This is a genomic window from Lysinibacillus sp. GW823-FHT02G10, from assembly GCF_058797135.1.
The window spans coordinates 37,453-52,101 of sequence record NZ_JBXAJI010000001.1; the positions used below are offsets into that span (position 1 = coordinate 37,453).

The 14,649-nt window shown below is 37.2% G+C and carries 15 protein-coding genes; all 15 read left to right on the plus strand.

Annotation, left to right across the window (positions count from 1 at the left end; genetic code table 11):
* Position 1 precedes the first annotated feature (1 nt).
* The 15 genes from trmFO to AC1RFD_RS00245 all read left to right on the plus strand — a co-directional run bounded on the left by trmFO (position 2) and on the right by AC1RFD_RS00245 (position 14,648).
* Positions 2-1,315: an FADH(2)-oxidizing methylenetetrahydrofolate--tRNA-(uracil(54)-C(5))-methyltransferase TrmFO gene (gene trmFO / locus AC1RFD_RS00175; protein WP_016994086.1), complete on the plus strand. Its 1,314-nt coding sequence runs from the start codon at positions 2-4 to the stop codon at positions 1,313-1,315.
* Between the two features lie 287 nt (positions 1,316-1,602).
* Positions 1,603-2,502: a tyrosine recombinase XerC gene (gene xerC, locus AC1RFD_RS00180; protein WP_004229272.1), complete on the plus strand. Its 900-nt coding sequence runs from the start codon at positions 1,603-1,605 to the stop codon at positions 2,500-2,502.
* Positions 2,503-2,523: 21 nt separating this feature from the next.
* A complete protein-coding gene (gene hslV / locus AC1RFD_RS00185; protein ID WP_004229270.1) occupies positions 2,524-3,069 on the plus strand; it encodes an ATP-dependent protease subunit HslV in 546 nt (181 codons plus the stop codon).
* Positions 3,069-4,469, plus strand: coding sequence for an ATP-dependent protease ATPase subunit HslU (hslU, locus tag AC1RFD_RS00190; RefSeq protein ID WP_004229268.1), 1,401 nt, complete (start codon positions 3,069-3,071; stop codon positions 4,467-4,469). The genes hslV and hslU overlap by 1 nt, the downstream gene beginning before the upstream one ends.
* An 87-nt stretch (positions 4,470-4,556) precedes the next feature.
* Entirely contained in the window at positions 4,557-5,336 is a 780-nt protein-coding gene (gene codY / locus AC1RFD_RS00195; protein ID WP_004229266.1) for a GTP-sensing pleiotropic transcriptional regulator CodY, read from the plus strand.
* 908 nt (positions 5,337-6,244) lie between these two features.
* Positions 6,245-6,637 (plus strand): flagellar basal body rod protein FlgB, encoded by a 393-nt coding sequence (gene flgB, locus AC1RFD_RS00200; RefSeq protein ID WP_048391621.1) that lies wholly within the window; start codon positions 6,245-6,247, stop codon positions 6,635-6,637.
* 3 nt (positions 6,638-6,640) lie between these two features.
* A complete protein-coding gene (flgC, locus tag AC1RFD_RS00205; protein WP_054550512.1) occupies positions 6,641-7,102 on the plus strand; it encodes a flagellar basal body rod protein FlgC in 462 nt (153 codons plus the stop codon).
* A gap of 26 nt (positions 7,103-7,128) precedes the next feature.
* Complete coding sequence (gene fliE, locus AC1RFD_RS00210; RefSeq protein WP_004269303.1) at positions 7,129-7,434, plus strand: flagellar hook-basal body complex protein FliE; 306 nt, start codon at positions 7,129-7,131, stop codon at positions 7,432-7,434.
* Positions 7,435-7,554: 120 nt separating this feature from the next.
* Positions 7,555-9,150 carry a flagellar basal-body MS-ring/collar protein FliF gene (gene fliF / locus AC1RFD_RS00215; RefSeq protein WP_054550513.1) on the plus strand — a complete coding sequence of 532 codons (1,596 nt, stop codon included), beginning with the start codon at positions 7,555-7,557 and terminating at the stop codon, positions 9,148-9,150.
* A 15-nt stretch (positions 9,151-9,165) separates the two neighbouring features.
* On the plus strand, positions 9,166-10,179 hold the full coding sequence (gene fliG, locus AC1RFD_RS00220; RefSeq protein ID WP_008180783.1) for a flagellar motor switch protein FliG: 1,014 nt from the start codon (positions 9,166-9,168) through the stop codon (positions 10,177-10,179).
* Positions 10,172-10,960 (plus strand): flagellar assembly protein FliH, encoded by a 789-nt coding sequence (gene fliH, locus AC1RFD_RS00225; protein WP_054550514.1) that lies wholly within the window; start codon positions 10,172-10,174, stop codon positions 10,958-10,960. Before fliG ends, fliH begins: the two co-directional genes overlap by 8 nt.
* A gap of 5 nt (positions 10,961-10,965) precedes the next feature.
* Positions 10,966-12,291, plus strand: coding sequence for a flagellar protein export ATPase FliI (gene fliI, locus AC1RFD_RS00230; protein WP_054550948.1), 1,326 nt, complete (start codon positions 10,966-10,968; stop codon positions 12,289-12,291).
* Entirely contained in the window at positions 12,292-12,741 is a 450-nt protein-coding gene (gene fliJ / locus AC1RFD_RS00235) for a flagellar export protein FliJ (protein ID WP_048391613.1), read from the plus strand.
* 4 nt (positions 12,742-12,745) lie between these two features.
* Positions 12,746-13,354 (plus strand): MotE family protein, encoded by a 609-nt coding sequence (locus AC1RFD_RS00240; protein ID WP_009371153.1) that lies wholly within the window; start codon positions 12,746-12,748, stop codon positions 13,352-13,354.
* Positions 13,355-13,379: 25 nt separating this feature from the next.
* Positions 13,380-14,648: a flagellar hook-length control protein FliK gene (locus AC1RFD_RS00245; protein ID WP_054550515.1), complete on the plus strand. Its 1,269-nt coding sequence runs from the start codon at positions 13,380-13,382 to the stop codon at positions 14,646-14,648.
* The last annotated feature ends 1 nt before the right edge of the window (position 14,649 follow it).

Genomic DNA, 14,649 nt, shown 5'->3' on the forward strand with positions numbered 1-14,649 from the left:
CATGACTGAACAAGTAGTAAATGTAATTGGAGCAGGGCTGGCAGGTAGTGAGGCAGCTTGGCAAATTGCTAAGCGGGGTATAAAAGTTAAACTTTATGAAATGCGTCCAGTAAAGCAGACACCAGCGCACCATACTGATAAATTTGCTGAGCTTGTTTGTTCTAATTCATTGCGGGCAAACGGGTTAACAAATGCTGTAGGCGTTATAAAAGAAGAAATGCGTATGTTAGATTCTGTTATCTTAAAGGCAGCAGACCAATGTTCAGTACCTGCTGGAGGTGCCTTAGCAGTAGATCGTCACGAATTTGCAGGGTATGTAACAGAAACTGTGAAAAACCATCCACTTGTGGAGGTTATTCATGAAGAAGTCACAGAAATTCCAGAAGGTATTACAGTTATTGCAACAGGACCATTAACTTCAAAAGCTTTAGCTGAAAAAATTCAAGGTTTAACGGGTTTAGATTATTTATACTTTTACGATGCAGCAGCACCTATTATCGAAAAAGATAGTATTGATATGAATAAAGTTTATTTAAAATCTCGTTATGATAAAGGGGAAGCGGCTTATTTAAACTGTCCTATGACAAAGGAAGAATTCGATCGTTTCCGCCAAGCATTAATCGAAGCTGAAGTTGTACCATTGAAGGAATTTGAAAAAGAAATTTACTTTGAAGGTTGTATGCCAATTGAAGTCATGGCAGCTCGTGGAGAGAAAACTATGTTATTTGGTCCGATGAAGCCAGTAGGTCTTGAGGATCCTAAAACAGGAAAACGTCCATATGCAGTTGTTCAACTTCGTCAAGACGATGCAGCAGGCACGCTTTACAACATTGTAGGCTTCCAAACGCATTTAAAATGGGGGCCACAAAAGGAAGTGCTACAGCTCATTCCTGGGTTAGAGAATGTAGAAATTGTTCGCTATGGCGTCATGCACAGAAATACCTTCATCAATTCACCGAAAGTTTTAGAAAAAACATATCAACTTCGTGAGCAAAAGAATATTTTCTTTGCAGGTCAGATGACTGGTGTTGAAGGCTATGTTGAATCAGCAGGTAGTGGATTAATTGCAGGAATAAATGCAGCTCGTTTAGCCTTAGGACAAGAGCCGATTATTTTCCCATTCGAAACGGCATTAGGAAGCATGGCGCGTTATATAACAGAAGCACAGTCGAAAAACTTCCAGCCTATGAATGTAAACTTCGGCATCTTCCCTGACTTACCACCTGGTCGTCGTTCTAAGCCAGAGCGTGCGGAAATGCATGCAACACGCGCAATAAGCACAATTCGAAATTTTGTGAATTCACAAACAATTTAATTGCCAAAAGCCTCTAAAAGTTGTTATACTCTTAGAGGCTTTTTCTTTTTGTAGACAAAATGCTTAATTAGACGTATTTTATTATTTTGTATGGAGTTTTTCTCAAAATATAACTATTTACACTTGCTATATTATGAAGATAGGTTTAGTGTCAATATGTATGTTTATTAATGATCAGGAAAACGATACAAACTTGTAAGAGATGACAAAGGAATGTATATCCGTTATATTACAAGTGTCAGTCATTTAAGAAAATTATTAATAAATTATTGGTGGTGAATCTTTCTGTGTTAGTTTCGTCCCAAGATGCACTCGAACAGTTCATGCTTTACATCCAAGTTGAAAAGAACTTCTCTGTTCATACAGTGCGAGAATATGAATCAGACCTGCTAGATTTTTTAACCTTTTTACAAACGGAGGGAATCGATGATTTAGCAAGTGTTGAATATATACATGCACGTCTTTATGTAACAAAGTTGTACGATGAGAAAAGGGCAAGGGCTTCTATTTCAAGGAAAATTTCCTCAATACGCTCCTTTTTTCGCTTTCTAAATAGACAGTACGGATTAGATGACGGAGCCTTTCGTTCGCTTTATCATCCGAAAAAAGAATCACGTTTACCTAATTTTTTCTACGAAGAGGAATTGAAACAGTTATTTGATGCGAATACTGGTGATGATTTGAAATCATTAAGAAATATAGCTATATTAGAGCTGTTATATGCAACAGGTATTCGTGTGAGTGAACTGACTTCAATTCAAGTAGAGGATGTAGATTTTCATTATTCGATTATACGAGTAATGGGAAAAGGTCGAAAAGAACGAATCATTCCATTTGGTCAATTTGCGAGTTTAGCAATGCAGGACTACATAGAGCAAGCTCGTCCACGATTGATGAAAAAAACGAATCATCTGCAGTTGTTTGTCAATATGCGTGGTGGGGAACTTACTCCTAGAGGGGTACGTCATATTTTAAACGAAATGATTGATAAGGCCTCACTCCATACGAAAATTTACCCACACATGCTTCGCCATACTTTTGCTACTCATTTATTGAATAATGGCGCAGATTTACGGACGGTGCAGGAGTTATTAGGTCACTCACATTTATCTTCTACACAAGTTTACACACATGTAACAAAAGAGCATCTTCGTCAAACATATATGAATGCTCATCCAAGGGCATAATAGAGCTAAGGAGGAAGGCAGATGGGACAAATTCATGCAACAACGATATTTGCGGTTCATCATAACGGAGGCTGTGCTATGGCTGGTGATGGTCAAGTAACATTGGGAAATGCAGTTGTGATGAAGGGTACAGCAAGGAAGGTCAGACGTCTGTTTAATGGGCAGGTCCTCGCTGGTTTTGCAGGTTCAGTTGCTGATGCCTTTACACTTTTTGAAATGTTTGAAGGCAAATTAAATGAGTATAACGGTAATTTGCAACGGGCAGCCGTTGAGGTAGCGAAGCAATGGCGTGGTGATAAAATGCTACGCCAGCTAGAAGCAATGCTACTAGTAATGGATAAAACGACTTTATTACTCGTTTCGGGTACAGGAGAAGTGATTGAACCTGATGATGGCATTTTGGCCATTGGCTCTGGAGGCAATTATGCATTGTCTGCAGGTAGAGCATTAAAAAAATATGCAGGTGAAACAATGACTGCTCGTGAAATAGCTGAAGCGGCATTAGAAACTGCTGCTGAAATCTGTGTATTTACAAATCATAATATTATCGTGGAGGCGCTGAACTAATGACACAAAAAAATTTAACGCCAAGACAAATTACTGAGCATTTAGATCGTTACATTGTTGGGCAGAATGAAGCTAAGCGAGCAGTAGCTATTGCGTTACGAAACCGCTATCGTCGTTCGTTGTTAAATGAAGATATGAAGGCTGAAGTTATTCCGAAAAATATTTTGATGATTGGGCCAACTGGTGTCGGCAAAACAGAAATAGCAAGAAGGATTGCAAAGCTTACTAATGCACCTTTTGTAAAAGTTGAAGCGACAAAGTTTACCGAAGTAGGCTATGTGGGTAGAGATGTTGAATCAATGGTCCGTGACTTGGTAGAAGCTTCTCACCGTCTAGTTAAAGAAGAAATGATGGAGTCTGTCAAGGAACAAGCAGAAGAATTAGCAAATGAAGCAATCGTGAAACTTTTGGTGCCTTCTTTACGTAAAAAACAGGCGATGCAAAATCCGTTTGAAATGCTATTTGGTGGGAAAGAACAACCAACAAATGATGATTCATCAGCAGATGATGGAGAAGTTCGCTCGAAGCGTGCTCAAATTGCCATTGATTTACGCAATGGTAAGTTAGAAAATGAGTGGGTTACTGTAGAGGTAACAGAACAAAATCCATCCATTTTTGATGCGTTACAAGGAACTGGGATGGATATGTCTGCGAATAGTGGTATGCAGGATATGCTCTCTAGTTTAATGCCTAAAAAACAGAAAAAACGCCGTGTGCAAGTAAAAGACGCTCGTCGTATTTTAACAATAGAAGAAGCAAATAAGCTGATAGATGCTGATGAAGTAGCACAGGAAGCCATTAATAGAGCTGAGCAAACGGGTATCATTTTTATTGACGAAATCGATAAAATTGCTAGTAAAGAAGGAAATACTTCGGCGAATGTCTCCCGTGAAGGAGTTCAACGTGACATTTTACCAATTGTAGAAGGTTCTACGGTTACAACAAAGTATGGTGCAGTGAAAACGGATTATATGCTGTTTGTTGCTGCTGGGGCATTTCATATGTCAAAACCATCAGACCTAATTCCCGAGTTACAAGGCCGTTTCCCAATTCGAGTAGAGCTAGAAAAATTAACAAAACAGGATTTTGTCCGTATTTTACAAGAACCAGATCAATCATTAATTTTGCAATATAAAGCACTTTTAGAGACAGAAGGCGTAGAAATTCATTTCACGACAGATGCTATTGAACGAATTGCTGAGATAGCAACTGAAGTGAATCAGGAAACAGACAATATCGGAGCTCGTCGTTTACACACGATATTAGAACGTTTACTGGAAGAACTATCGTTTGAGGCATCTGAAATTGCGCCTGCCAGTATCCCAATCAATGCGGCGTATGTGGATCAAAAACTTGCGGGAATAGTAAAAAACAAAGATTTGTCACAGTTTATACTGTAAGATAAAGCTGATTAGTATCATTCAATAGTAAAAACCTTTAGAATATTTAGTAAATACTCTTCGGATTATTTATAGGAGGAACATATAATGAATTTATTAGAAAAAACACGTAAAATTAACTCGATGCTTCAAGCTTCTGCTGGTAAGCCAGTAAACTTTAAGGAAATGGCCGATACATTAGGCGATATTATCGATAGTAATGTCTATATTTTAAGTCGTAAAGGTAAATTATTAGGTATTTCAATTCACCAACAAATTGAAAATGAACGTATGAAAAAAATGTTCGAAGAGAGACAGTTCCCAGAAGAATACACACATAGCTTATTTACGATCTCTGAAACATCATCAAATTTAGATATTAATAATGAACATACTGCTTTCCCGGTAGAAAATAAAGATTTATTCCAAAATGCTTTAACAACAATTGTACCAATCGTTGGTGGTGGTGAGCGTTTAGGAACATTAATCCTTGCTCGTTTATCTTCACAATTTGAAGATGATGATCTAATTTTAGCTGAGTATGGTGCAACAGTGGTTGGTATGGAAATTTTACGTGAAAAGTCGGAAGAAATTGAAGAAGAAGCTCGTAGCAAAGCTGTCGTGCAAATGGCTATTAATTCACTTTCGTACAGTGAGTTAGAGGCAATTGAACACATTTTTGAAGAACTTGATGGTAATGAAGGCTTACTAGTTGCTTCTAAAATTGCTGATCGAGTGGGTATTACACGCTCGGTGATCGTAAACGCATTACGTAAACTTGAATCAGCAGGTGTCATTGAATCTCGCTCTTTAGGTATGAAAGGTACTTATATTAAAGTACTAAACGATAAATTCTTAAATGCTTTAGCAGAAATTAAAATGAAATAAATACTTCTTTTAAGAAGCTAATGAAAGCGTCTATGGTAAACATAGACGCTTTTTATGTTGTTGAAAAAGACCTTTTAGAAAGGTGAGGGGTGCTTTAGGTTTCGTCATCGTCCAATTCAGAGGAGCGTACAATGAATCCGTTAGTCGAACATGAGGAAAAGTGACTTTTCAGACTAGTGATTGTAATTTTTGCTTTTAATGTAGAACGGTGGAGTAGAAGGCTGATTCCCATGTGAGAAAGGTGAGACCTTAAACAGAGCTATAGTTTTATACTTTAAACTGAGTGAGAGAGAAGTATAGTGGCAAGCAGGTAGTGTGGAATGAAAGTCGTTTTCATCTTTCATAAAATATATTGTTTTTCAAAACAATGATGGTGTCTATGGTAATATAGACGCTTTTTTGTGTATTTTCGAAATTTTAGGGCATTTGTTTTTTAGAGAATTAATATAAAAACATGGATTTCGTTGCTTTTATCCTAAAAATGTTCGATAATTTGTCACTACAATTAGCATATAAAAAATGCTGTTATGTTACTTTTGAAGAATGGGGAATAAACTTATAGTCACTGTATAAAAAATACTCCCATAGTGATTAAACTAGTAAAAAGGGACCTTTATTTAAAAGGATTAAAAAAGGCGATAAACCTCATAAAAAGGCATTTTTCACAATAAAATCGTAAACACTGTCGAAATGGTGTAAAATAACTAGATGATTATTAATCTTTACTGAAGCCTAGAGACACAAAGGATGGGGAAGTTTTGTCATGGTTGAGAGGGAGAAAAAATAGGGCGTATAGACTATTAAAAAGTGACAAAAGACAATAGACACTAGGTATCATCTTAATTACAATTGTATTATTGGATAAATTAACAAGTACATAGATTTTAAATAAAATGAGGTGAACAGTTTTGAATTTATTTGGAGGAACTATTAGTAGCCTGGAAAATGGACTTTCCTATGCCACTTTAAATCATAAAACAATCGCAAATAATATCGCGAATGTCGATACACCTAATTATAAGGCGAAAAATGTTAGTTTTAAGGATATGTTGGAAGAGCAGAAGAGTATAGCTATTTCTGCATACCGCACTGATAATAGACATTATGATTTCACGTTTCGACAATCTACACCAGGTGTCAATATTGTTGAGAACTTGCGATATAGAAACAATGGGAATGCTGTAGATATGGATGCTGAGCAAGCGAAATTAGCAGAGAATCAAATTTATTATAATGCTCTAATCGATCGTGTTAATGGGAAATTAAACACATTGAATACCGTTATTAAAGGAGGTAAGTAATAGATGTCTATTTTTCATGGGATGAATACCACTGCCTCCGCATTAACAGCGCAGCGTTTACGTATGGACGTTATTTCTTCTAATATGGCTAACATGGATACAACTCGCGCTCGTCAAGTGAATGGGGAATGGGAACCATATCGACGTAAGTCCGTGACGCTATCAGCACAAGAAGGACAATTTTCTAATTTTTTGAATATAGCACTAGGTAAAAATGCAAAAAGTGGTGTTGGTAATGGTGTGAAAATTACTCGAATCTCAGAAGATCAAGAAACACCTTTCAAACTTGTATATGACCCAACTCATCCAGATGCAAATGCAGATGGTTATGTAAACATGCCTAACGTCGATCCATTAAAAGAAATGGTTGATTTAATGTCGGCTACTCGTTCTTATGAGGCGAATATAACTGTATTTAATGCGAATAAATCCATGCTTACAAAGGCTTTAGAGATTGGTAAATAAATTTAAGTAGAAAGGAAGATACATACATGGCCATTTCGTCCATTTCGCTAATGACACCTACTCAGGTTGTAAATAACACGAATAAACTGAATGCTACACCTTATGAAGCGCAACAAAGCTTCGCGAACTCGTTAAAAGAAGCAATTGCAAAAGTAAATGATCAACAAATAACTTCTGATAAATTTACTCAGAAGCTAATTAAAGGTGAAGATGTGGAGTTGCATGAAGTGATGATTGCTTCGCAAAAGGCAAGCATTACCCTAAACGCAACAATTGAAGTTCGCAATAAGGTGATTGAAGCTTACCAAGAAATAATGCGCATGAGTGTTTAATTTTATTGTAAAGATAAGAAACCTCTTTTCAATATAAATTAACAACCACAAATCAGAGTGGCTCATTATGTTCGCAAATTATTGATGGCTAGGTTATTCACTATAACCGGAGGATTCATAATGAATGAACGATTGACAAAAATAAAAAACGACACCAGTCAATTTTGGACAAGTCGAAGTAAAAAGCAAAAAATAGTTATGATTGGCTCCGTGGTAGTTGTAATCGCACTAGCAGCAATTGTGACATTTTTTGCTTCCAAAACTACATATGTTCCACTTTATAAAGATTTATCAACACGGGAAATTGGACAGGTAAAGGAAGCGCTAGATTCCCAAGGTGTAACCTATCAAATTGCTCCAGGTGGAACATCTATTTTAGTGCCAGAAGAGCAAGTTGACTCCTTATTAGTGCAATTAGCTTCAGAGGGATATCCACAAACAGGATCAATCGATTACTCATTTGCTAATAGTTCAGGATTTGGTATGACTGATAATGAATTTAACCTATTAAAAAAAGCAGCTACTGAAACTGAAATTGCTAAACTTTTCAAAAATCTGGAAGGTGTAAAAGATGCAAAAGTTATGATTACTGTTCCTGAGGAAGGTGTATTCGTAACGGATGTTCAAGGAGAGGCAACAGCATCTATCGTTTTAAATACTGATCCTGGCTATAAATTTACAGAACAGCAAATAACTACAATGTACAATTTAGTGTCAAAAAGTATTCCGAATTTAAAGACTGAAAATATCGTGATCTCTAACCAATTTTCAGAGTACTTTGATCTGAATGCAGCAACAGCTGATGGTACTTCCACAACAACAGCTGAAGGCCAATTACAAATGAAGAAATTGGTAGAACGAGATCTACAACGTCAAGTACAAAATATGCTTGGAACGTTGATGGGACAAGATAAAGTAATGGTTTCTGTCACAACGGATATTGATTTCAAGAAAGAAAATCGTGAAGAAAATCTTGTGACACCTGTTGATGAAGAAAATATGGAAGGGATTGCCATAAGTGCTCAGCGAATTACAGAGCAATATTCTGGTACAGGAGCAGCTGCCGCTGCTGGAACACCTGAAGCTGAAACAACTACTGATAACTTCACAACTTATAATGAAGGTACAGCAGGAAATGGTGATTACGAACGTACGGAAGAAACGATTAATAATGATGTGAACCGTATACGTAAGGATATTCAAGAAGCTCCTTATAAAATTCAGGATATTGGTATTCAAGTAATTGTTGAACCACCGACAGCAACTGACGCAGCGTCATTACCAGACGGTGTTCGAGAAGATATTGAGAAAATTTTAAGTACAATTGTACGTACAACAATTTCCAAAGACGTAGCAGCAGAACTTACTCAAGAGCAGATCGATGAAAAAGTGGCGGTATCTGTACAACCATTATATGGTAAGGCAACAGAGATAGCTGATGAAAAACCAATCATTCCATGGTGGGTTTGGGTTATCGGAGGTATCTTGTTAGCTGTTATCTTATTACTAGCATTCTTCATTATCCGTTCACGTAAACGTGCGAAGGAAGAAGAAGAGTTAAGTATCCTAGAAGAACAAGAAGAATTAATGGTTGATGATATTAATGAAGAAATTGAAACGGAAGCTACAATGCGTCGTAAGCAGCTAGAAAAAATGGCCAAAGAAAAGCCAGACGATTTTGCAAAGTTACTGCGTAGTTGGATTGCTGAAGACTAACTAGGAGGTTCGGCTGTGTCCAAGAAAGATAAAGAATTAACCGGAAAACAAAAGGCCGCTCTCTTGTTAATTTCATTAGGGCCTGAAGTTTCAGCTTCTGTCTATAAGCACTTAACAGAGGAAGAAATTGAACGTTTAACATTAGAAATTTCAAGTGTTAAAAAAGTAGAATCAAATGTAAAAGAAGAGATTATTGAAGAATTTCACAATATTGCACTCGCGCAGGACTATATCACACAAGGTGGTATTGGCTATGCAAAAACAGTATTAGAAAAAGCACTTGGCGTAGAACAAGCACAAACAATCATCAATCGACTAACATCTTCATTACAAGTACGCCCGTTTGATTTTGCTAGAAGAGCTGATCCAGCGCAAATTTTTAACTTTATCCAAAATGAACATCCTCAAACAATTGCCCTAATCCTCTCTTATTTAGAGGCAGGGCAAGCGGGGGTTATTTTATCTTCTTTACCACAGGAAGTACAAGCTGACATTGCTAAACGTATAGCGGTCATGGAATCAACTTCACCAGAAGTGATTAGCGAAATTGAATCTGTGTTAGAACGTAAATTATCATCAACCGTTACGCAGGATTATACAGAAACTGGTGGTATTGATGCAGTCGTTGAAGTTTTAAATGGAGTAGATCGACAAACAGAAAAAACAATACTCGATGCACTGGAAATACAAGACCCAGAACTTGCAGAGGAAATCAAAAAACGTATGTTTGTGTTCGAGGATATTGTTACACTCGACAATCGTTCCATTCAGCGTGTTATTCGTGATTGTGAAAACGAAGACTTACTGCTTTCAATGAAGGTATCAAGTGAAGAGGTAAAAGATATTATATTCCGCAATATGTCACAACGTATGGCTGAAACATTTAAAGAAGAAATGGAAATTATGGGACCTGTACGTTTACGTGACGTAGAGGAGGCACAATCTCGAATTGTTGCTGTTATTCGTCGTCTAGAGGATGCTGGAGAGATTATTATTGCTCGTGGTGGAGGAGATGACGTCATTGTCTAGAATCATCCGTTCTATTTACACTAAGTCTGATAGCGATAATGTCAAAGAAATACAAATCCGTGATATGTTTGAAGCGATGGAAGAATACCAAGAAGAAGGACCTCCTCAGCATCAATTAACGTTAGATGAAGTCGTGGCAGAGCGAGATCGTTTACTTACTGAAGCAAGAACTGCTTTGCAAGCTGAACGAGAGATGTTTGAACAGGAAAAGCATAGGCACTTTCAAGAAATTGAACATTTAAAGCTAAATTGGGAGGAAGAGAGACCCAATCGTGTTCAAGAAGCTTATGATGAGGGATTTGGACAAGGCTATGAAGATGGCGTGAATAAGGCCACTGAAGCAATGGCTCAGTCACTTCAAACAGCGAACGAAATAATGATGTTAGCGAAAGAAAATGCTCAAAAATATATTGAAGATCAAGAAGCGGTAATTTTAGAGTTAGGTTTAACTGCTGCAGAAAGAATTATTGGTACTTCGTTAGAACAGGATAACGAACTATTTGTATCGATTGTGCGTAGAGGGCTAAAAGAAGCAAGAGAAATGAAGGAAATTAAAATTTATGTTTCGCCAGCTTATTATGCTTTAATTACGACCAACCGAGATGAATTAGCAGAAATGTTCCCAATAGACGTACCATTAATGATTTTTGTTAATGAAGATTTGGATAATGAGACAGATTGCTATATTGAAACAAATCATGGAAGAATTATGGTTAGCATCGATGAGCAATTAAATGCTCTCAGATTAAAGTTACATGAAATATTAGAGAGTAAGGAATGATCTTGATGAAAGCGGCTCAATTAATTGAACAAATTCCGCATATCCCAACTTTTAAAAAGTTCGGTAGGGTTACTAGAGTTGTTGGCTTAATGATTGAGTCGCAAGGTCCAGATAGTTCTATAGGTGATGTCTGTAAAATTCATGTGGAAACTGTAAATCATGGTCACCAGATTATTTTAGCAGAGGTCGTTGGTTTTAAAGATGAAATAGTCGTCTTGATGCCTTTTACCTCCTTACGTGAAATATCTATTGGCTGCCTTGTTGAAGGAACGGGAGCTCCACTGGAAGTAAAAGTGGGTCCTGAGTTAATCGGCAAAGTATTGGATTCTATGGGGAATCCAATTGATGGCACTCTATTACCTAAAGGTCTCATGACAGTCCCTACAGAACAAGATCCACCAAACCCACTAACTCGTCCACCAATTAATGAAAGGCTTGAAGTGGGAGTCAAGGCTATTGACGGTATGCTAACAGTTGGAAATGGACAACGTGTTGGTATTTTCGCTGGTTCTGGGGTAGGTAAAAGTACTTTACTTGGTATGATCGCAAGAAATACACAAGCAGATTTGAATGTTATTGCGCTAATAGGTGAGCGTGGTCGTGAGGTTCGGGAATTCATCGAACGTGATTTGGGTGCTGAGGGCTTAAGTCGATCGATTGTTGTTGCAGCCACATCTGATCAACCAGCATTAATGCGGATTAAAGGGGCATTTACAGCTACAGCAATCGCCGAATATTTTAGAAATCGAGGCTTAAATGTCATGCTGATGATGGATTCCGTGACACGTGTGGCTATGGCACAACGTGAAATTGGACTTGCCACAGGAGAACCACCAGCACAAAAAGGTTATACGCCTTCTGTTTTTGCGATATTGCCTAAATTACTAGAACGTACAGGCACCAATGAAAAGGGTTCTATAACAGCATTCTATACTGTTTTAGTAGATGGTGACGATATGAATGAACCCATTGCGGATACTGTGCGAGGGATATTAGATGGTCATATTGTATTGGATCGAAATCTTGCCAACAAGGGGCAATATCCAGCCATAAACGTCTTGAAAAGTGTGAGTCGTTTGATGAATCATGTTGCAGAGCCAACTCATAAGAAAGCTGCTGAACGATTAAGAGAACTCTATTATACTTACGACAAATCAGAGGATTTGATCAATATTGGTGCTTATAAAAGAGGAACCTCTAAAGAAATTGATGAAGCAATTCATTATGAACCGCTCATTACTGCTTATCTTAAACAGGGTTACTTAGATAAAGTGACACTAGAACAAAGTGTCAATGAGTTAATAACATTATCGAACGGTGGTGCGAAATAGATGGTCAGTTATGTGTATCGTTTTGAAAAAGTGTTAACTATTCGCGAACAAGAAAAAAACGAAACCGAAATGGCTTATAAGGAATCTGTCCGTTCTTTTGAAGAAATAGCAACGAAATTATATGACTTGCTAAAAAAGAAAGAAGATTTAATTGCATTTCAGCAGGAGCGTTTAATGGTTGGTTCATCCATAGATGAAATCCATCATTATAGTCGTTTCATTGATAGTCTCGAAAAAACAATTGCAGATGTACAACAGAAAGTGATACAAGCTCGTGCAAAGATGAATTGGCACGAAGAAAAACTATTAGAAAAAAACTTGGAAGTACGTAAATTTGAAAAAATGAGAGAAAAGGATTTTAAGCATTTCCAACAAGAGCAAGATCGTATAGAAAGCCTTTTTTTAGATGAAATTTCATTACAAACGTATAACAAGAAAGAAATCAGGTGATTTCATGGCAAAGAAAGACAATCGATTAGCAACAGAGTTAGTAGAAGAGCAACCAAAGAAAAAATCTGGGGGCTTTCTTAAGTTTTTTACTTGGATTGTACTGCCGATTATGTTTGTAGTAGCGGTTTTGCTTGTTGTGGCAACTTTAATGAATACAAATGTCTTTGATTTAGGAAAAAAGGCAATTGGTAGTTTACCTTTTATTCCCTCAGAAGAACAACAAGCAAAGGATGCTGTCGTTAATAACGACTCTAAAATAGTGAGTTTACAGGCAGAGGTACAAGAAAAAGAAGCAGAGATTACCCAGCTTCAAAAAAAATTAGATTCAACAATAACTGAAAAAGAGAAGCTGCTGACAGAAAAGGAACAGCTTCAATTTGAAATTGAAAAACTAAATCGTGAACAAGATGATGTGAAGCGTGACTTTAACGATATTTTATCAACATTTGATAAGATGTCGCCGAAAGCTGCGGCACCTGTGTTAATCAATATGAGTGATACAGAAGCACTGCGGATTTTAACGAATTTAAAGCCAGATAAATTAGCAGCTATTTTAGAAAAAATGGATGCAAAAGATGCAGCAAAATATACGGAGCTTATGGCTAAACAGTAGGATAATTGAAAGGAGGTGAAAAATAGTGGATGTAGCAATGATGCAAATGATTAATAAAACAGTACCTACTAAAACTGCAGCAACAAAGTCAACAACAGTTGGTAACGCTGAAGGAAAAATAGGCAGCACTCCGAAGAAAGAAAATTTATCAAATTTTGGTTCTGTTTTTGGGCAAGTATTAACTTCTTCAAATGAAACAACTCAAACATCAAAAACGACTTCATCAAATGAACTTGCGGATTTACAAGCATTATTAAATGCTGACTCAATGGAGGAAGTACTAGATTTACTGGGGATTTCTCACGATGATGGCTTATTAATGCTTCAATTTGGAGAAGACGGTAAGGCAGTGGCACTGGATGAAATGCTTCATTTAGAAAATATATTAAATGCATTAGGGATTGATGAAGAGCAGCTTCAAAAAATCGTCCAACAGCTACTAGGAGAAGAAAAGGAAGCAAGTGATGTTTGGGAGCTCTTAACATTAGTAGATGCCCAAGCGCCGGTATTACAGGCGAATATAAGCACTGCTTTACAAGGCGAAGGTCAAGTGACACCAAAAGAGGCATCACAACTTCTTCAAGTGTTGAAATTAGTGCAATTAGTAGGGCAAAAGACAGACTTAACAGCATCCCAAGAAGACCTGCTAACGACTGTGAAGAGCCTATTAACGTCATTACAAACGCAGGTAGGAACTTTGCAGGTAACAACAAAAACAACTGTTACATTGCCATTACTAGGCTTCCAGCAAGTTGTTCAGCAAGTCCAAGTAACGAAACAAAGTGATACAAATACAAATGACATGCTTACGCCACAAACTGTACAAACGAAACCAGACACATTTCATGTAACGTTACCAACGGCTAAGCCTGCTCAATCAGAAGCTTTACTAAAAGAAATGCAAGCCATTATCAATCGAGCTCAGATTTCGAACGCTCAAGGTATTACACGTTTAACCATAAAATTGTATCCAGAAAATCTAGGGACGGTTCGTATTGAACTTGTACAAAATGATGGTGTCCTTACAGCCCGTTTGCTGGCTTCTACAGCTCATGGACGTGAATTGCTTGATAGTCAAGCACACCAGCTAAAACAGGCATTTGCTCAGCAAAATATACAAGTAGATCGCCTTGATATTGCACAATCATTACAAGATGCCGATCGTCAACAACGTGATCAAAGCTTCTTCAATAATTTCTTTAAACAACAACAGGACGAAGAACAGGATCAAAAAAGTGATGATGAAGATGAAGGAATGTCCTTTAGTGACTATTTAATAAGTGAGGAGGTGTAAC

Coding starts and splice junctions, on each gene's coding strand:
- fliF (WP_054550513.1), top strand. CDS start 7,555: ATGAATGAACGATTGACAAAAATAAAAAACGACACCAGTCAATTTTGG.
- fliJ (WP_048391613.1), top strand. CDS start 12,292: ATGGTCAGTTATGTGTATCGTTTTGAAAAAGTGTTAACTATTCGCGAA.
- hslV (WP_004229270.1), top strand. CDS start 2,524: ATGGGACAAATTCATGCAACAACGATATTTGCGGTTCATCATAACGGA.
- codY (WP_004229266.1), top strand. CDS start 4,557: ATGAATTTATTAGAAAAAACACGTAAAATTAACTCGATGCTTCAAGCT.
- flgC (WP_054550512.1), top strand. CDS start 6,641: ATGTCTATTTTTCATGGGATGAATACCACTGCCTCCGCATTAACAGCG.
- fliE (WP_004269303.1), top strand. CDS start 7,129: ATGGCCATTTCGTCCATTTCGCTAATGACACCTACTCAGGTTGTAAAT.
- fliI (WP_054550948.1), top strand. CDS start 10,966: ATGAAAGCGGCTCAATTAATTGAACAAATTCCGCATATCCCAACTTTT.
- AC1RFD_RS00240 (WP_009371153.1), top strand. CDS start 12,746: ATGGCAAAGAAAGACAATCGATTAGCAACAGAGTTAGTAGAAGAGCAA.
- trmFO (WP_016994086.1), top strand. CDS start 2: ATGACTGAACAAGTAGTAAATGTAATTGGAGCAGGGCTGGCAGGTAGT.
- hslU (WP_004229268.1), top strand. CDS start 3,069: ATGACACAAAAAAATTTAACGCCAAGACAAATTACTGAGCATTTAGAT.